Annotated in this window: 14 protein-coding genes; 5 read left to right on the top strand and 9 right to left on the bottom strand. The window is 69.9% G+C overall.

The genetic code is table 11. The annotated features are described in order from the left end of the window. Positions 1-666 (bottom strand): AMP-binding protein (locus E1202_RS26820; RefSeq protein ID WP_165944002.1); only part of this gene is annotated, 666 nt, incomplete at its 3' end. A 95-nt stretch (positions 667-761) separates the two neighbouring features. Beyond that, entirely contained in the window at positions 762-1,679 is a 918-nt protein-coding gene (locus tag E1202_RS26815) for a response regulator transcription factor (protein WP_132686033.1), read from the bottom strand. Between the two features lie 446 nt (positions 1,680-2,125). On the opposite strand from E1202_RS26815, the gene E1202_RS26810 reads away from it, so the two are divergent. Further along, positions 2,126-4,498, top strand: a complete 2,373-nt coding sequence (locus E1202_RS26810) for a molybdopterin cofactor-binding domain-containing protein (protein WP_132686032.1) — start codon at positions 2,126-2,128, stop codon at positions 4,496-4,498. Between the two features lie 9 nt (positions 4,499-4,507). Beyond that, on the top strand, positions 4,508-4,984 hold the full coding sequence (locus E1202_RS26805) for a (2Fe-2S)-binding protein (protein ID WP_132686030.1): 477 nt from the start codon (positions 4,508-4,510) through the stop codon (positions 4,982-4,984). 54 nt (positions 4,985-5,038) lie between these two features. Here the strand turns inward: E1202_RS26805 and E1202_RS26800 are convergent, their stop codons facing one another. The 5 genes from E1202_RS26800 to E1202_RS26775 all read right to left on the bottom strand — a co-directional run bounded on the left by E1202_RS26800 (position 5,039) and on the right by E1202_RS26775 (position 12,486). Continuing rightward, positions 5,039-7,330, bottom strand: coding sequence for an FdhF/YdeP family oxidoreductase (locus E1202_RS26800; protein WP_132686028.1), 2,292 nt, complete (start codon positions 7,328-7,330; stop codon positions 5,039-5,041). An 821-nt stretch (positions 7,331-8,151) separates the two neighbouring features. Continuing rightward, positions 8,152-9,531, bottom strand: coding sequence for an Nramp family divalent metal transporter (locus tag E1202_RS26790; protein ID WP_132686026.1), 1,380 nt, complete (start codon positions 9,529-9,531; stop codon positions 8,152-8,154). A gap of 26 nt (positions 9,532-9,557) precedes the next feature. Further along, positions 9,558-10,718: a sialidase family protein gene (locus E1202_RS26785; RefSeq protein ID WP_132686024.1), complete on the bottom strand. Its 1,161-nt coding sequence runs from the start codon at positions 10,716-10,718 to the stop codon at positions 9,558-9,560. Then, positions 10,715-11,476 (bottom strand): HpcH/HpaI aldolase family protein, encoded by a 762-nt coding sequence (locus tag E1202_RS26780; RefSeq protein WP_132686023.1) that lies wholly within the window; start codon positions 11,474-11,476, stop codon positions 10,715-10,717. Before E1202_RS26780 ends, E1202_RS26785 begins: the two co-directional genes overlap by 4 nt. 26 nt (positions 11,477-11,502) lie before the next feature. Continuing rightward, the gene (locus tag E1202_RS26775) at positions 11,503-12,486 is read right to left on the bottom strand and encodes an aldo/keto reductase (protein WP_132686021.1); all 984 of its coding nucleotides are present in this window, start codon (positions 12,484-12,486) and stop codon (positions 11,503-11,505) included. Here E1202_RS26775 and E1202_RS26770 point away from each other — a divergent pair. From E1202_RS26770 to E1202_RS26760, 3 genes are read left to right on the top strand one after another with little or no spacing between them, the layout of a single operon-like run. Further along, positions 12,443-13,876: a four-carbon acid sugar kinase family protein gene (locus E1202_RS26770; RefSeq protein ID WP_328591019.1), complete on the top strand. Its 1,434-nt coding sequence runs from the start codon at positions 12,443-12,445 to the stop codon at positions 13,874-13,876. The genes E1202_RS26775 and E1202_RS26770 overlap by 44 nt on opposite strands. Continuing rightward, positions 13,873-14,871 (top strand): 4-hydroxythreonine-4-phosphate dehydrogenase PdxA, encoded by a 999-nt coding sequence (pdxA, locus tag E1202_RS26765; RefSeq protein WP_235879041.1) that lies wholly within the window; start codon positions 13,873-13,875, stop codon positions 14,869-14,871. Before E1202_RS26770 ends, pdxA begins: the two co-directional genes overlap by 4 nt. Before the next feature lie 20 nt (positions 14,872-14,891). Then, entirely contained in the window at positions 14,892-15,647 is a 756-nt protein-coding gene (locus E1202_RS26760; RefSeq protein WP_132686017.1) for a DeoR/GlpR family DNA-binding transcription regulator, read from the top strand. Position 15,648: 1 nt separating this feature from the next. On the opposite strand, the gene E1202_RS26755 is transcribed toward E1202_RS26760, so the two are convergent. Beyond that, positions 15,649-16,854, bottom strand: a complete 1,206-nt coding sequence (locus E1202_RS26755; RefSeq protein ID WP_132686016.1) for a cytochrome P450 family protein — start codon at positions 16,852-16,854, stop codon at positions 15,649-15,651. Between the two features lie 29 nt (positions 16,855-16,883). Beyond that, positions 16,884-18,548: a prenyltransferase/squalene oxidase repeat-containing protein gene (locus tag E1202_RS26750; protein ID WP_132686014.1), complete on the bottom strand. Its 1,665-nt coding sequence runs from the start codon at positions 18,546-18,548 to the stop codon at positions 16,884-16,886. Positions 18,549-18,627 lie beyond the last annotated feature (79 nt).

The raw sequence follows: 18,627 nt of genomic DNA, 5'->3' as shown, positions 1-18,627 counted from the left end.
ATACCCGCACAACTCCCCCACGAAAAAACCGTTGTTCAGGATGTTGTGATGCGACAACGTCGCACCCTTCGGAAAACCCGTCGTCCCCGACGTGTACTGGATGTTGATCGCATCATCCGCCGACAGCGTCGACTGCACCGACCGGACGCGCTCGCGGTCGGCGGCGCGCCCCGCATCCAGCAACCGCTGCCAGCTCGGGTCGTCGAAGAACACGACCTCGTCCAAGGCCGCGCACCTGCCGCGGACCTCCTCCACGATGGCCACGTAGTCCGAGCTCTTGAACGACTTCGCCGACACCAGCACCCGGACACCGGCCTGGTTGAGCACGAACTCCAGCTCGTGCGACCGGTAGGCCGGGTTGATGTTGACCAGGATCGCGCCGATCCGCGCCGTCGCGTACTGGGTCAGCGTCCACTCGGCGCGGTTGGGGCCCCAGATCCCGACCCGGTCGCCCTTGACGACGCCCGCTTCGAGCAGACCGGCCGCGACGACGTCGACCTCCGCCAGGAACTCCTGATAGGTCCAGCGACGCCCCGTGGACACCTCCACGAGCGCGTCCTGGTCGGGGAAGCGGACGGCCGTGCGTTCGAGGTTCTCCCCGATGGTGTCGCCCAGCAACGGCACGTCCGAAACCCCGGACGCGTAGGACAGCTCGACCGCAGGCACGTTTTCCTCCCGGCAGGTGGCGTGTGTTCGTGACCGCACACAGTAGGGACCGGGAACGTGCCCGCGTTACACCCGAATTGGGGTAGGCCCGGGTGTCACGGCAGCAGCCAGGCGGATCGCGCGCGCACGACGGCCTCGTGCCGGGTGCGCGCTCCCAGCCTGCGCATCGCCGCGCGCAAGTACGCCTTCACCGTCTCGGGCGCGAGCGAAAGCCGTTCCGCCACCTCGACGTTGGTGCAGCCGAGCGCCACCTGCGAGAGGACGTCGATCTCCCGCCGGGACAACCGGATCTGCGTGGTCGGCTCGGTCTCGCCCGACCGCAGGTCGGTGAGGCGCTGCGCGACCTCGTACATCCGGGTCCGCAGGTCCGCGTCCTCCATGGACCCGGCGATCGCGCACAGCTCGGAGTGCACCGATCGCAGCTCTTCCAGGTTGGCCACGTCGGCGACGTCGGGGCGCCGGGTGGCCGCGACCGCCTCGGCCATCGACATCCGCCGGTCGACCTCGTCGCGGACCGCCAGTTCAGCGGCCAGGCGCCGCCCGGCCGCGATCAGCGAGTCCCGCGCCCGGTCCCCGACAGCGACCCGCTGGCGGATCGCTCCGTAGAGCACGGCACGGCACTTCCCGCGCACCCGCACGGGAACCGCGAGCACCGCCGACAGCCGTTCGGCCATGACCGGACCGTCGTAGTCGTGGGTGATGTGCCGGGCGGCTCCGTAGTCGGCGACACCGATCGGCCTGCCGAACGCCAGAGCCTGACCGCCGACTCCCCTGCCCTCGTGCACCTCCAGGTCGCGCAGGCGCGTGGTCAAGGTGCCGAAGCACTCGGTGAGCCGGACGCTGGAGCTGGTGACCTCACCGCCGAAGGCGACCGGGAAGTCCGATTCGGACGACACCGAGCGCAGTTCGGCGCGCAGCGCGTCGCGATCGTCCGGCCGCAGACGAGCTTCGCCGCTCGTCCGGTCATCAGGTCTCCGAGTCACGGCGCCGTTGTCGTCTCCGCTGCCGGCCATAGTGTCCGTCCTCCATTGGATGATCGACGCGTTCCGGTTTCACGCCGAGGACACCCACCACCCCGTAGTGGCACTGAGTTGCACGACTATACCCGCCATTTGGTCGCTGAAACGATTCCGCCCGGGCGCAGCATTTGCCGCATACCCCCTTACGGGGGCATCCATACGGGTGGTTGATCGAGCACTTCGCGTAACGAACCCATGACGCCGGCCACAGTCCCGCACCCCTGACCTCCGATGATCCGCTTTCGCCCGTTCGGCACTGTCCGTGACCTCTCGATCACCCCATCACGGGGGTATTGGAAGCGGAATCCGGTCCTGCAACATGACTCGCCAACCGACTCGCACCGACGAGTACGCACCAGACGGAAATACCACCGCGACACCGAGTTTCCCGAACCTCGCGACGCTTCCGAACTGACAAGCCCGTCGAAAGGTTGAGCCCCATGCGCTCCAGTCGCACGGACACCACCGCACCCGGCGCCACCAGCCCCAGCAGGCGCCGCTTCCTGGGATACCTGCTGGCGGCACCGACGCTGGTTGCCGCCGCCGAGCTCGGCGGCGGTTCCCTGCTCGGCCCCCCCGCGGCAGCCGCCGCGACCGGGGCGGGCGTGCCCCCGACGCCGCAGGTCGCCGACCACGTCGACCTCACCGACGGACTGGTCTACGCCGCACGCCCCACCGCGAACCTGATCTCCATCCAGCTCAACGAGGACGGCTCCGCCACCTTCGCGCTCAACCGCACCGAGGTCGGTCAGGGCCTGAGCACGGCGATCGCGATGCTCATCGCCGAGGAGCTCGAGTTACCCCTGGAGAAGGTGCACATCACCCTGGCCGACGCCCGGCCCGAGCTGGTGTTCAACCAGCTCACCGGCGGTTCGGCCTCGATCAGCGCGCTGTACTGGCCGGTGCGCACGGCGGCCGCGATCGCCAAGGGCCGGCTGCTGGAGGCCGCCGGCCACGTCCTCGGCGAGCAGGCGGACCTGCTGACCGCCAAGCTGGGCACGATCACGTCGGCGGCGGGCAACGCCATCCCCTACGGCGACCTCGTGCACAAGGCGGCCAGCGACACGACCACCCAGATCGAGGTGGACCTCAAGCCCGAGTCGGAGTTCAAGGTCGTCGGCAAGCCGACCAGGCGCATCGACGCGCTGGAAGCGGTGACCGGGCGCAAGAAGTTCACCACCGACCTGCAGGTCCCCGGCGCGAAGCCGACGATGGTCTGCCGGCCGCCGACGATCAACGGCACCGTGCGCGCGGTGAACAACATCGACCAGGTGCGCACGATGCCGGGCGTCACCGACGTCGTGCAGATCAGCAGCGGTGTCGCGGTGCGCGGTGAGACCTTCGGGCAGTGCATCGACGCGGTCAACGCGCTGGACGTGTCGTGGGGGCCGGGACCGGTCGACGACGAGTCCGACGCGACGGTCGAGCAGAAGCTCAAGGCCGCGACACCGCCCCCGGTGATCCCACCGACGCCGGCGACCCAGACCTTGGAGCGCCAGTACACCTTCGGCTTCGTCAACGGCAGCGCGCTGGGCGTCAACTCCGCGATCGCCGACGTCCGGCCCGACCGGGCCGAGATCTGGTCGACGGTCAAGGTCCCGATCGTCGCGCAGGCGGCCATCGCCCAGGAGCTCGGGCTCGCCCAGCCCCAGGTGACGGTGCACGTGGTGCCCGGTGGCGGTTCGTTCGGCCGCTGCCTGTTCCACGACGCCGCGTCCGAGGCCGCCGAGATCTCCAAGAAGCTCGGCAAGCCGGTCAAGCTCATGTGGCACCGCGCCGACGACTGCAGGCAGGGCCGCGTCCACCCGATGTCGGTGGGCACCATCCGGGCGTCGTTCACCAACGACGTGATCAGCCTGGAGCAGCACCTCGCCGGTGTGCGCACCGACTTCAGCCACGGCTTCGGCGAGGCGCTGACCTCCACCGCGAGCCGTCTGCCGCTGGCCGGGTACTCGATCTCCGAGGTCATCTTCACGCTGACCACGCCGTCGCTGTACAACTTCGGCGTCACCAAGACGCTGCTGACCGAGACGCACCAGAGCCCGGCCAACAACCAGAAGCGCGGCGGTTTCAACACCGGCAGCACGCGCAACGTGTACTCGCCGGACGTGGCGACCACGCGGGAGCTGTTCGTCGACGAGCTCGCCGAGAAGATGGGCATGAACCCGTACGACTTCCGGCGCAAGTACGTCAAGAACGAGAACCTGCTGAAGGTGCTGGACAAGGCCGCGGAAGTCGGCGGGTGGGGGCAGCCCACGCCGGACGGCGTCGGCCACGGGATCGCGCTGCACCACGAGTACAAGAACACGATGGCCTGCTTCGTGGAGATCGACTGCCGCCCGGAGACGGTCAACCGGCCGATCCGCGACGGCGTCACGGGGCCGCGGGTGACGCGGGGCGTGCTCGTCACGATCCCCGGGCACATCGTGGTCAACCCGCTCGGGCTCGAAGCCATGATGCAGGGCGGTTTCATCGACGGTTTCGCGCAGGCGCTGACCGCCAGCGTCCACCTCAACGAGGGCCGCATCGCCGAGGCCAGCTGGGACAACTTCTTCTACTGCCGGCAGTGGAACCTGCCGTTCGAGTTCACGCCGGTGATCCTGCCCGCCGAGGAGAGCGAGATGCCCTCCGGTGGCGGTGAGATGGGCGTCGCTCCCGCGTTCGCGGCCACCGCCTGCGCCTACCGCGCGGCCACCGGCACGACACCGACGTACTTCCCGATCAACCACAACGACCCGCTCGCGTTCGAGCCCTACCCGCACGTCCCGCCGCTGCCGCCGTCGCCGACCAACGGCCTGGACCACACCTACTGAGGAGGCAGAATGCCCGAGCACACCTTCAAGCTCAACGGCAAGCAGATCACGGTGGACGTCGAGGACGACGTGCGGCTGCTGTGGGTCATCCGCGACCTGCTCGGCCTCACGGGTCCGAAGTACGGGTGCGGGATCAACGTCTGCAAGGCGTGCACCAGCCACATCAACGGCAAGGCGTTCAACCCCTGCTCGGTGCAGGTCAAGGACGTCGAAGCCTCGGATGAGATCACCACGATCGAGGGCCTGCCGGACACCGTCGGCGAGGAGCTGCACCCGATGCAGGAGGCGTGGCTCGATCACGACGTCGTGCAGTGCGGCTACTGCCAACCGGGCCAGATCATGGCGGCGGTGGCCAAGGTCAAGCAGGCCCAGGCGAAGGGCCGGGAGATCACCGACGCCGACATCGAGGAGATCCGCAACGTGTGCCGCTGCGGCACCTACTTCCGGATCCGGGAGGCCATCAAGGACGGTTCCACGAGGATGTGACCCCACGCGGAAGGGCCGCCTCGCACGCGGTGCGGGGCGGCCCTTCCGCGGGTGTCAGCCTTCTTCGGCGACGGGTTCCAGGCGGACGATGACGCCCTTGGACGTCGGCGTGTTGCTGACGTCGGCGACGCTGTCGAGCGGGACGAGCACGTTGGTCTCCGGGTAGTACGCGGCGGCCGACCCCCGCGCCGCCGGGTAACCGACCACGCGGAAGTTCGCGGCCCGCCGCTCGACCCCGTCGTGCCACACGCTGACGATGTCCACCACGGAGCGATCGGCGATGCCGAGCTCCTCCAGGTCCGCCGGGTTGACCATCACGACGCGGCGGGCGTCGTGGATGCCGCGGTAGCGGTCGTCGTTGGCGTACGGGATGGTGTTCCACTGGTCGTGCGAGCGCAGCGACTGCAGGACCAGGTACCCGTCGGGCGCCGAGAGCCACTCGAACTCGTTGGAGCTGAACACCGCCTTGCCTCCCGGCGTGCGGAAATCACCGCGGTTGACCGGGTTCGGCAGCGGGAAGCCCGCCGGGTCGGCCACGCGCCGGTTGAAGTCCTCGAAGTCGGGTACGACGCGCGAGATCCGGTCGCGGATCGCGTCGTAGTTCGCCTCGAACTCCTCCCACGGGATGGCCGGGCCCTCCCCCAGCGTCCGGCGGGCCAGCCGGGTCAGGATCGCGACCTCGCTCAGCAGCGCCTCCGACGCCGGTTCGAGCCGGCCGAAGGAGGCGTGCACCATGCTCATCGAGTCCTCGACGGTGACGAACTGCTCGACACCGTCCTGCACGTCCCGGTCGCTGCGTCCCAGAGTGGGCAGGATCAGGGCGGTTTCGCCGCACACGGTGTGGGAGCGGTTGAGCTTGGTGGAGATGTGCGCGGTCAGCCGGCACTGGCGCATCGCCTTCTCGGTGACCTCGCTGTCCGGCGAGGCGCGGACGAAGTTGCCCGCCACGCCGAGGAAGAACCGCGCGCGTCCGTCGAGCATCGCCCGGATGGAGTCCACCGAGTCCCAGCCGTGCTCCTTCGGCGGTGTGAAGCCGAATTCCGCTTCGAGGGAGTCCAGGAAGGACTGCGGGACGCGTTCCCAGATCCCCATGGTGCGGTCGCCCTGGACGTTGCTGTGCCCGCGCACCGGGCACGCACCGGCGCCGGGTTTGCCGAGGTTGCCGCGCAGCATCAGGAAGTTGATGATCTCGCGGATGGTGGCGACGCCGTGCTTCTGCTGGGTCAGTCCCATCGCCCAGCAGGCGATGACGCTGTTGCTGGCCAGGACGCGGTCGCGCACCTGCTCGATCTCGGCGCGGGTGAGGCCGGTCGCGGCGTGCACCTCGTCCCAGGACAGCTCGCGCGCCTGGCGGGCGAACTCCTCGAAGCCCGTGGTGTGAGCGCGGATGAACTCGTGGTCCAGGACGGTGCCCGGGGCGGCGTCCTCGGCCTCGAGCAGCAGCAGGTTCAACGCCTTGAACAGCGCGAGGTCACCGCCGGGGCGGATCTGCAGGAACTGGTCGGCGATCGCGGTGCCCCGGCCGAGCACGCCGCGGACCTTCTGCGGGTTCTTGAACCGCATCAGTCCGGCCTCGGGCAGCGGGTTGACGGCGACGACCTCGCCGCCGTTGTGCTTGGCGCGTTCCAGCGCGGTGAGCATCCGCGGGTGGTTGGTGCCCGGGTTCTGGCCGATGACGAAGATCAGGTCGGAGCGGTGCAGGTCGTCGAGGCTGACGGTGCCCTTGCCGACGCCGAGGGTCTCCTGCATCGCCGAGCCGCTGGACTCGTGGCACATGTTGCTGCAGTCGGGCAGGTTGTTGGTGCCGTAGGCGCGGGCGAACAGCTGGAGCAGGAACGCGGCTTCGTTGCTGACCCGGCCCGAGGTGTAGAACAGGGCCTCGTTGGGCGAGTCGAGCGAGCGCAGTTCCGCGGCGAGCAGGTCGAGGGCGTCGTCCCAGCTGATCGGCTCGTAGAAGTCCGAGTCGGAGCGCTTGACCATGGGCTCGGTCAGTCGCCCCTGCTGGTTGAGCCAGTAGTCGGACTTCTCGTCGAGCTCGGAGACCGAGTACTGCTGGAAGAACTCGCGGGTGACGCGGTGCGAGGTCGCCTCGTCGTTGACGTGCTTGGCGCCGTTCTCGCAGTACTCGTTCATCGGTCGGTGCTTCGGGTCCGGGTCGGGCCACGCGCAGCCGGGGCAGTCGATTCCCTTGCCCTGGTTGAGGTTCAGCAGCGTCAGCGCGGTCCGGCGCGGCGAGGTCTGGCTGAGCGAGTACTGCAACGCGTGGCCGACCGCCGGTGCCCCGGTGGCCCACGTCTTCGGCGCGGTCACCTTCAGATCGTCGACCGGATCTTCCCTACGACTCATGCTGCGGCCGTTCCCCTGTTCATCCCTCGCGCACCGTTGCGCCACTGTGGAATCGCGACTCCCGCCAGCTAATGCCGATCTCGAACCGAAGTCAAAGAACCGACACCTATGGGTCGATAACCACCTCTTCTCGACCCGCCCCGAAACCCCGGAACACCGCGAACCAGCAGGTCACAGCACCGCTGCATCCCACATTCCGATTCCCGCACGAGTCCGGACTGTGCCCGGCATCACTCCGGCAACCGACACCCCGCGAGCAGGCGCTCCCCGATTTCAGTGGAATTCCGGAGTCGGATTTCCACTGAGATCGGGGACGGATTCGAGGGCCCGGATCGGCGGGCTTGTGCCAACCTGATCGCGCACCGGCGGGCGCACGGTCGGTTCGTGCCTGTCGGTTCAGTCGCCGGAGTGGTCCGGCAGGAGCTGTGCCGCGAGCGACCGTGCCGTGGCAGTGAGCGCGGCCGCGTCCAGCCCGGTCCGGCTCACGAGCCGTTGTTGCGCGGTCAGGAGGGCCCGTGCCCGTGCGGCCGGATCGGCTCCGGCCGGCAGGTCGCCCTCCGGTTGGACGCGGGCGGCTCACGCCGCAGGCGTCGTCTTCCTCGCCAGCCCGCAGGCCCCCTACGTCACCGGCTCAGTGCTTCGCGCCAGGCCAATTGATCCGCGAAGGAGTGAGTGCACGGCGTTAACGATGGTCGTCGGGACTTCGGAGAATCCGATGTTCCCGCCGAGCGGCGGGCTCCTGCGCGCTCGGGCACGCGCGCACGTGAACCGTGCTTCGCAGTCCCGGACTCCGTTCCCCCGGGACTGCGAAGCACGTGGGATCAGCCGGCGAGGGTGCCCGCGATGCTGGCGCACAGCTCGTAGGTGGCCCAGAGCCCGACCCCACCGATGAGGGCGAGGATCGTGGTCTCCCACCACTTGTTGGCGTAACCGTCGGTCATCAGGGAGCGCTTCGTGGTCATCACGATGAGCCCGACGATGATCATGGGCACGGTCAGCACGTTCACCGAGTTGCCGAGCAGGGTGATGATCACCATGCCGGGCATTCCGGGCAGCGAGAACACGATCGGCACGGTCATGATCACCGTGAGGATGGCCCAAAACAACGGGTCGTAGGAGAACGCCTCCTTGTCCGCCACCCCGGCCAGGTCGCGGTGGGCGCGCAGTCGTTCCAACCGATCGGGACGGGACTTGTGCAACGACTCCACGAACATGCGCACGAACACGCGCGGCTGGGTGACGATGTTGTTGAACACGGTGAAGAAGATCGCCAGCCACATGATCGGCGGCCCGGCCGGTCCGATCGCCTTCTCCATCATGCTCGCGAGCCCGTCCGCGGAGGACACGCTTTCGCCGGTCCCGTGCAGGGTCTCGGCCGCGACCACCCACACCGCCAGCACCAGGCCGAACATCACGAAGCTGCCGAAGCGCAGGTCCAGCCGCTGCAACTTGAGATATCCGGGTCCGCGCCAGCCCTTCTCGTGCATCAGGTACGGGTAGAGCAGGTTGGCCGCCGAGCCGCCGACAGCACCGATGAGACCGACCGCTGTGCTCGCCGCCGTGATGTACCCGGCTTCACCGGGTGGCATCTCGAACAGCAACCCGCCGAACAGCTTCGGCACGTCCAGGCCGGTGCCGATCAACGCCAGCAGGAAGCAGACCACGAGCACGGCCATGGTGATCTGGGCGACGATCTCGAGCCCGCGGAAGTGCCCCTTGCGCCGTGCCGCCAGCGCGTAGGCCACGGCGGTGGTGAACACGGCCCACAGCGGGATGCCCCAGCTGCCCAGCGGCAGGATCGGCCGAAACAGGGCGTCGAGCGCGGTCGCCGCGGCCAGAGTCAGGAAGGAGACGTAGACGAACCCGAGCGCGCAGGTGGTGGCCCCGATGAACATCGGGAAGCCCTTCCACACCCTGCCGTAGCCGTCCAGGATGGTCTCGTCGCCCACCGAGTTGCACAGCTGGTACTTCGACATCGCCGAGACGATGAAGTACCGGGAGAAGGTGGCGACCACCAGCGTCCAGATCAGCGCGTAGCCGAAGGTGGAGCCGGAGACCGAGGCGCTGATGAAATCGCCCGTCCCCAGCCAGGACATCACCACGACGATGCCCGGCCCCATGCTCCTGAGGAAACCGGACCAGGTCTCGGGTGGTCCGGGGTGCTCCACCGCCGCGGTATTCGCGTTGACTTCACTAGCCATGGTTGCTCCGTTGCAAAGGCCGAGTTTCAGCCGCCGAACCAGGAGGGCGACACGCGAACGTGCTTGATGGCCCGGCGGAAGTGGGTGAAGGCGACGTGCAGGTCGCCGTCGTCGGTCTGGGTGATCGAGGGGTAGGACAGCTCTCGGTTGAGGCCGTCGCGGGAGTTGTTGGTCAGGCAGTAGCCGTCGCCGACCTCCACGTCGCGGCGAACCGGCCAGCTGCGCCCGCCGTCGGCGGACAGGGCCACGGTCAGCGGGGCGCGCGGGGCGCCCCAGAACGCGGTTCCGGGCGGTCGTTCCTGCGCCGCGGCTGGGTCGGTGATCGCGTCGCCGTCGATCTCGTCGTAGAGGGAGGCGCGGCGCTCGGTGGCGTCCGCGGCGCTGCTGTGGTTGTAGGCCAGCGCGAGCCGCCCATCGCGTAGTGCGGTGATCTGGATCGATGAGTTGTTGTTGGGCAGCTCGGTCGGTTCGGGCTCGCTCCAGGCGATGCCGTCGGTGGACCGGCTGGCGAAGATGGCGTCGGCCTGACGGCGTCGGAACAGCGCGAGCAGACCTCCCTCGGCCAGGGGCACCACGTTCATGTGCACGCACCCGGTGCTGCCCGGGACCTCGTGGTGCGACCAAGTGGCGCCCTGGTCGTCGGAGACCAGCACCGCGCTGGTGTCCTCGTCTCCGCGCCACCGGCCCGTCTCCGGACGCACGCAGTGGAAGACCGGAAGCAGCCAGCGGCCGGATTCCAGCACCACAACGGGTTGCCGGACGAACACACCACCGGTGTCCGAAGCGGGGATGAGGGTGCGCGGCGAACTCCAGCTGCGTCCCTCGTCACCGGAGACGACGAGGCGCACCTCGGCGGTGTCCTGGTCCCCGGAGTGCTGCGCGGTGTACAGCAACCAGAGATCGCCACCGGGCGCGGGGAAGAGGACCGGATTCTGCTCGGAGCGTTCGGGGTCGGCCGAAACCTGGACAGGTTCGCTCCAGCGCCCCGCGCGATCGAGGCGGGCGAACCAGACGTTGATGTCGGAGAGCCCTTCCTGCGTCCCGGCGAACCAGGCGCAGCCGAGCTCGCCGCTGGCCAGCGGCATGAGGTTGGCGGCGTGCGATTGCGCGGTGCCCGCGCTCAGGTAGGTCTCGAACCGGCTCGGCTCGACTTCGCGGAGCACGCCGTCGACGATCAGGTCGGTCATGACTTCGCCGCCTCCAAGTGCTCGCCCGCCACCCGTTCCAGGTGCACCAAATCGCAGGCGATGCTGGCGAACGTGTAGCCCTGTTCCAGCCTGCGCGCAGCGGACGCGCCATCGGGCGTGTGGATGCCGGCCGCGATTCCCGCTTCGGCTGCCGCCTCCTTGATGTCCGCCACCGCCTGCTCGAATTCCTCGGCCACGGCCGGATCGCCCGGGAACGCTCCGCCGACGGCCAAGCACAGGTCCGATGGACCCACGTAGACGCCGTCGATGCCCTCGGTCGCGCAGATCTCGCGGACGTTGGCGAGGCCTTGCGGGGTTTCGATCATCGCCAGCAGCACGGTGCTCTCGTCGGCATCAGCCGGGCGCGGCCCGATCCGCAGTCCCGAGCGCATCGGGCCGTAGGAGCGTCGTCCGCGCGGCGGGTAGCGCGTGGCGGCCACGGCCGCGCGGGCGTCCTCGGCCGAGTCGACCAGCGGGACGATGATTCCACCCGAACCCGCGTCGAGGGCGTGCCCGATGGCAGCGGGATCGTTGGCTTCCACCCGGGTCAGGCCGACGGACCCACTGCCGGCGTCGATGGCCATCATGGCGTTGAGCAGCCCGGAGTAGCCGAGCAGGCCGTGCTGGGCGTCGACGGCGACGTAGTCGTAGCCGAGCCGGGCGATGCGCTCGGTGCCGATCGGGTTGTCGAGCACCACCCAGTAGCCGACGACCCTCTCGCGGGCGCGCAGCTTGTGCGCGAATTCCGCTGCGGACACGGATTTTCCTTTCGTTTGCGACGATCTCAGCGGTTGTAGGCGGGCATCGGACCGCGCAGGAACTCCCCGACGGAGTCGCACGCCTCGACCACGTCCGACGGGAGCGGTCCGGCGCCCAGCGCCGCGATGTTGGATTCGAGCTGGTCGACCTTGGAGCCGCCGAGCAGCACGGCCGAGGTGGCCGATTTGCTGAGCACCCAGCGAAGCGAGAGCTCCACCAGTGGGATCCCGGCGTTCTCGGCGACGCTGTCGAGGCGTTCGATCGCACCGAAGAGCCGCTCGTCCCAGTAGCGCTTCCGGTACATCTCGGCGAGCCGCGAGTCTGCGAAGCGTCCCGAGGACGGATCGCGCTCGAAGCTGTGCCTGCCGGTGAGCAGTCCGCCGGCCAGCGGGTTGTAGACCACGGTCAGCAGACCTGTCGTGTCGGCGAACTCGACGTACTCGTCCTCGACGCGACGGGCCAGCAGGTTGTACAGCTGCTGGGCGATGACCGGGCGCGGTGCGCCGACCTCGTCAGCGACGTGGTTGAGCTCGGCGATCTGCCAGGCGGCGAAGTTGGAGACGCCGAGGGCACCGATCTTCCCCTCGTCGACCAGGCTCGCGACCGCGGTGAGCGTGTCGGCGAGCGAGGCCGCGCGGTCGGGCTGGTGCAGGTAGAACAGGTCGATTCGCTCCGCACCGAGCCGCGAGAGACTCCCGTCGACGCTGGCCCGCAGACCCTCGGGCGACAGCGGCGAGTGGTCGCCCGCGTCCGGGTGCGGCATGCCCGCCTTGGTGGCCAGCGAGATGCGGTCGCGCCGAGCGGGTAGGAGTTCACCGAGGATGCGCTCGGTCTCGCCGCCCGCGTATCCGTTGGCCGTGTCCACCGCGGTGATGCCCGCGTCGAGCGCGGTGTCGAGCATCTTCGCCGCTCCGGCCGCATCGACGGTGTCGCCGAACGTCATCGTCCCGAGCACGAGGGACGACATGGGCACCTCGACGCCAGGCACCTCCAAATGCGAAAAACTCATGCGGGGACTCCTCGGGGGAATGCGGTGGCCACCCGGCCTCGTTGCGTGGATCACCATCGCAGGGATGCGCGTTTCGCGCAATAGCGATGGCGCGAAACACGCAATTCCGCTAGCGTGGCCGCCAAGCCGCAAGACCGACCCCGGACAAGCCGCAAGAACCGCGCTGAACTACGACGAGGAGCCGGAATTGCTGGAGAACGGACTTCTCGCGCTGGCCGACGACTTGTCCGGTGCCGTGGAGACAGCTGCGTGCCTACGACCCCTCGGGCAGTCCACGACGGTCGAACTCACGCGGCAAGGCTCTGCCCCAACTGCGCACAACGCGCAATCCGTGGTCGCGGTGGACCTCGACATCCGCGCGCTCCCCGCCACCACGGCGGGTCGGATCACCTCCACCGCCCTGCGTGGCGCGGGGGACCGCGGCGTCTTCGTCAAGATCGATTCGCAGCTTCGCGGCAACGTCGGCGCGGTGCTGAGCGCTGCCGCGGATCGACCGCTGGTCGTCGCACCCGCGCTGCCCGCGCTGCACCGGTCCGTGGTGGGCGGTGTCGCGCACCTGCACGGCGTCCCGCTGCACCGCTCGGCCGCGTGGCAGGTCGAGGGCGCGTCTCCGCCGCGCAGCATCGCCGAGGCCCTCGCGCCGCTCCCCTGCCGCACCATCCCGCTGGGGACGGTCCGATCGGCATCGCTCCGCGCCGCCTTGGCCGAATGCATCGCCACCGGTGAAGTTCCGATCTGCGACAGTGAGGTGGACGCCGACCTCGACGCCGTGGTGGCCGCAGCTCCGGATGGGGCTCGACTGGCCGGCTCAGGTGGCCTGGCCGCGGCCATGGGGCGCACCGCGCCAGCAACTGCCGACAAAACTCCGGTCACACCAACGGGAAACCCGTTGCTCCTCGTGGTCGGAACGGCTTCGCCCGAGGCCGCCGAGCAGTTGCGCGTCGCCGAGCTGCGCGGAGTGCGCACCGTGGCCTGCGGCACCGCCGACCTCGTCGGTCAGGGCACCAGCGAGTCCGCGCTCTCCCGCGCGCTCGTCGCACTCGAACGCGGACCGACCGCCCTGCGCATCGACCCATCCGAGCCGGTCGCACCCGGGCAGTCGCGAAACCTGGCGCGGGGGCTGGCTTCCACTGCCGCGGGTGTCGTCGAACGCCAACCCGGCCCGGTCGACGTCGTTCTCACCGGCGGTGAAACCGCTCGGCTGGTGCTCGACGCGCTCGGCGTGCCAACGCTGGTCCCGGTCGGCCAGATCCACCACGGTGCCGTGCACAGCCGCACCCCCGCCGGTACGTCCGTGGTGACGCGTCCCGGCAGCTTCGGCGAGAGCGACAGCCTCGCCCGGATCGTTGAACACCTCCGTCCCGCTGGAATCGAAAGGTTGCCGAAGTGAACAGTGCCTCCACCACACCCGTGATCGCCGTGACGATGGGCGACGGGGCCGGAATCGGGCCCGAGGTCACCGTCGGGGCGCTCCTCGACGAGGCCACCGCCGGTCGGTGCCGTCCCATCGTGATCGGCGACGCCGGCCGGTTGCGGAAAGCCGCCCGCATTCTCGGTGTCGACGCCGAGGTCATCGCGGTCGACTCCGTCGACGACGCGGTCTTCACCCCGGGCCGGATCAACGTCATCGACCTCGGCCTGCTGCCCGCTGATCTCCCGTGGGGCGCGGTGTCCCCGGTCGCCGGTGACGCCGCCTACCACTACATCCGGGTGGCGAGCGAGCTGGCGACGAGCGGTGCGGCGCAGGCCATCTGCACCGCACCCCTGAACAAGGAGGCGCTGCACGCCGCCGGGCACGTCTTCCCGGGCCACACCGAGCTGCTCGCGCACCTGACCGGCACCGACGAGGTGTCGATGATGCTGGCGACCCCGGCGATGAAGGTCATCCACGTGACCACCCACATCGGACTGATCGACGCCGTCGCCGCGATCGAGCCCGGCATCGTCGAGCGCACCGTGCGCCGCGGTGACCGAACGCTGCGCGACTCGGGCATCGAGTCCCCGCGCATCGGCGTCTGCGGCATCAACCCGCATGCCGGCGAGAACGGCCTGTTCGGCTACGGCGAGGAGGACGAGAAGATCGTCCCCGCGCTGGAGAAGCTGCGCGCCGACGGCATCGACGCCCAGGGCCCGCTGCCCGCCGACACCGCGTTCTTCCTGGCCACGCGTGGCGAGTACGACCTCATCGTGGCGATGTACCACGACCAGGGCCATGGGCCGGTGAAGGTGCTCGGCATCGAGACCGGCGTGAACATCACCGTCGGCCTGCCCGTCATCCGAACCTCGGTCGACCACGGCACGGCCTTCGACATCGCGGGTACCGGCAAAGCAGGCAGCGAAAGCATGGTCGAAGCCATCCGCCAGGCCGCGAACCTGTGCGCGTGAGCTGAACGGGGGACGACGCGATGTCCTACGGTGCGCGGGAGCGCAGGGCCGCGATCCTGCGCTTGGCCGGCTCCTCCGGATTGACCAGCGTCGACGAGCTGTCGAGCACCTTCGGAGTGACGGCTTCGACGATCCGGCGAGACCTCGCGCAGCTGCAGGCCGCAGGCAGGCTGGCCCGGACCTACGGCGGCGCGATGCCGCTGGCGCACGAAGCGTCACTGCGGCAGCGCAACGGCGAGGCGACCGAAGCCAAGCAGGCCATCGCCCGTTGGGCGGCCGATCAGGTGCAGCCCGGCGAAACCGTTCTGCTCGACTCCGGCAGCACCACCACGGCCCTCGCCCGCGAGCTGTCGCACCGCAGCGACCTAATGGTCGTCACCACGGCGATCACCGTGCTTCACGAGCTCGCCCACGCAGATCTGCACGTCGAATGCCTGGGCGGGGTGTTGCGGCAGCTCAGCCAGGGGTTCGTCGGTCCGCTGACCGAGGCCGCCCTGGAACGCCGGACGTTCGACCGCGCGTTCCTGGGCGCCGACGGCGTCACCGCCGAGCACGGCATCTGCGAGGCGGATCTGGAGCAGACCCGCCTCAAGGAACTCATGGCGCAGCGAGCCGACCACGTCTACGTCCTGGTGCACGCCGACAAGCTCGGCCAGCGGCCCTTCCGTGCGCACACCCCGTTGAGCCCGCACTGGACCCTCGTCACCGACGACTCGGTCAGCCCCGGGACCTCAGCCCACTTCCACGCCCAGGGCCTCAACGTGGTCGTCGCCTGAATCAGCTCGCCTTCGGGGTGAGGACGACCGGGAGGGTGCGCGGGGCGTGGACGTGGACGCTGCGGCGGTAGGTGAGCTCGGCGGGGTCGGCGACGACGCGCAGGTTCGGGTGGCGGCGGAACAGGGCCTCCAGGGCGACTTCGCCCTCGAGGCGCACCAGGGCCGCGCCGAGGCATCGGTGGATGCCGTGGCCGAAGGCGAGGTGGCCGCCGGTGTCGCGGTCGGGGTCCAGGGTGTCCGGGTCCGGGTAGCGGTCCGGATCGCGGTTGGCCGCACCGGTGGACAGCGTCACCGACTCACCCCTGGCGATCTTCACCCCGCCGATCTCCATGTCCTCGGTGGCGAAGCGCAGCGAGGCGTTGAGCGCGGGCGACAACCAGCGCAGCAGCTCCTCGACCAGCGAGGGCACCTTCGCCGGGTCGGTGAGGCGGGCGCGGGCGGAGTCGTCGTCGACCAGCGCCCGGACGCTGTTGGTGATGAACACCGCGGTGGTCTCGTGGCCCGCCATCAGCAGCAGCATGGCCATCGCGACGATCTCCAGGTCGGAGAGCCGGTCGCCCTCGTCGGAGGCGGAGATCAGCGCGGACAGCAGGGCGTCGTCGGGCGCTGCTCGCTTGGCGGCGACCAGCCCTTCCAGGTAGGTGGCCATCTGGGCGGAGGCTCGGGCGAGCTCTTCGTCCGGGCACTCGTCGATGAGCACTGTGGACAGTCGGGCGAACTCCTCGCGGTCGATCTCCGGGACCCCGAGGAGTTCGCTGATCACCACCATCGGCAGCACGATCGCGAAGCGGGCCACCAGGTCGACCGGTTCGTCCTGCGGCAGCTCCGCCAGCAGTTCCTCAGCGAGGGATTCCACGCGCGGGCGCAGCGCGGCGATGCCGCGGGCGGTGAACGCCTGGGTGACCAGGCTGCGCAACCGGGTGTGCTCCGGCGGGTCGAGCGAGGTCAGCATGTGCGACATCGGGGCGGGCAGCCCGGGCGGGGCGGCGGCGCGCTCCTCGGCGGGCAGGCTGGAGCGCCAGTCCTTGGCCAGGCGTTCGTCGGTGAGCCCGGCCTTCACCTCGTCGTAGCGGGTGACCAGCCAGCTGCGCCCGCCCTCGAAGTCGACCTCCTGGACGGGGCAGGTCCGGCGCGCTTCGGCGAAGGCCGCGTGCGGGTCCTGCCAGTAGTGCTCGGTGAAGGAATCCTTCTGCGTCGCACCGGTCATCGGGTTCTCCATTCCGTGAAGTGCCGCGGTCAGCGCAGGGCGTCGCGGGAGCGGCCGAGCGCGCGCAGCGCCATGCCCTGCGCCAGCGCCGGGTTGCTGTAGCGGCTGACGTGGCGGACGTACTCGTTGACGCTCTCCGAGGGCCAGCCGCCGCCGGGTTCTCGCTGGTCGAGCAGCCAGTTCAGCCCGTCGCGCACCGACTCCGGGGAGGTTCCGGCGGCGAGCAGCCCCGAGATCGCCCAGCCGGTCTCCTCGACGGTGGCGGGCGCGCCGTGCCCGTCGCCCCACGAGCCGTCGGCGTTGCGGGCCTGCTCCAGCCAGGCCGTCGCACGCCGCGCCGGTTCCTCGTCGGCGCGACCGGCCTTGGAGAAGGTTTCGAGCACGGCGGCGGTGGCCATCGTGTGGTGGCGGTACCAGACGGATTCGAACGAGCCGTCCGGCAGCTGCGCCTCGGCCAGCCAGCGCAGGGCGCGCCGAACCCTGCTGTCGTCGGCCGGGATCCCGGAGTCCAGCAGCGCGTCGACGGCCTGCACGGTGGTCATCGGGCACGGCCCGCTGTTGGCGACCTTGGTGTTGCGCACGCACAGCCCCCACGAGCCGCGCGAGTCCTGCAAGCGGGTCAGCCAGTCCACGCCGAGCCCGATCGACTTCGCCTGCGCGTCACCGGGCATCCGGCACAGCACGGACAGGATCTCGCTGGTCTCCAGCGTCGACGGCCAGCCCGCGGTCCCGGCCCAGCCCCAATACCCGGGCGGGCAGCCGAAGGCGAGGAACGGCCGGTGCTGCTGCAACCGCACGAACAGCTCGGTGGAGGCCGCCAGCCTCGGGTCGTCGGCGTAGCCGGCCTCGGCGAGCCCGCGCGCGGCGTACATGGTCCACGCCGCGTCGAGCGGGCCGGTCTGCCACCAGCCGTCGGGGTCCATGGTCGTGCGGAACCACTTCACCGCGGCGTCGACGAGGTCCGGCGCGAGCTCCGCGCGGGCCAGTCCGGTGCACACCAGTCCGGTGACCCACGCGTTCTCGCACCAGGCCCCGGTCGAGCCCTCGTGCTCGTGCACCTGCCGGATCGCCTTGACCGCGTTGGCCTCTCCCAGCTTGGCCAGCAGGCGGTGGAAGGGGTTGAGCGGCTTGTGCTTGGCCTGGGCCAGGCCGAGCGCGAACGCCATCGGGATCCGCAGGTCGAACAGCTTGCGGTACAGGCTCGGAACGAGCGCCACTTCCAGCGGGAACCGGTGCATCTCCTCCTGCGACAGCCAGCCGACGAAGCCGTAGTACTGGCGACACCACGAGACGACCTCGGGGTGCGGGATCGCGTCCAGGCCACCGAAGTCCGCCATCCACCGCTGACCGGAGCGCACGGCCGCGGCGCTGCCCTCCGGGTCCACCAGGTGCAGCACCGCCGAGCTCACCGCCGTCGGCCCGGCTTCGCTGTCCAGGCCCGGAACCATCGCCCAGCCTCCGTCGGCGTTCTGGGTGCGCCGCAGCCACCCGGCGCCGGCCTCGATCAGATCCGCGCTGCCCTGCGGATCGGCGTAGTGCAGCGCGGACAGCGCGCCGACCGTGCCCAGCGTGGAGGTCAGGTTGTCCTCGCAGTAGTCGAACACGCCGTCGGCGCGCTGGGCGCGGAACAACGCCTCCGCGCCCTCCCTGATCGCCTGGTCGAGGGCGTCAGGCTCCGGCTGCACCGTCGTCATGCGGATTCCTCCAGTCCGGCCGTGCGCGAACCGGGCACGGCCTCCTCCTCAAGGATGTCGCCGAATTCGCTGCTGCGGC

Origin of the sequence: Saccharopolyspora karakumensis, from assembly GCF_004349225.1 — a bacterium.
Classification (GTDB): Bacteria; Actinomycetota; Actinomycetes; order Mycobacteriales; family Pseudonocardiaceae; genus Saccharopolyspora; species Saccharopolyspora endophytica.
Note: the sequence above shows the minus strand (reverse complement) of the source record. Positions and strands in the feature narration are given on the sequence as shown.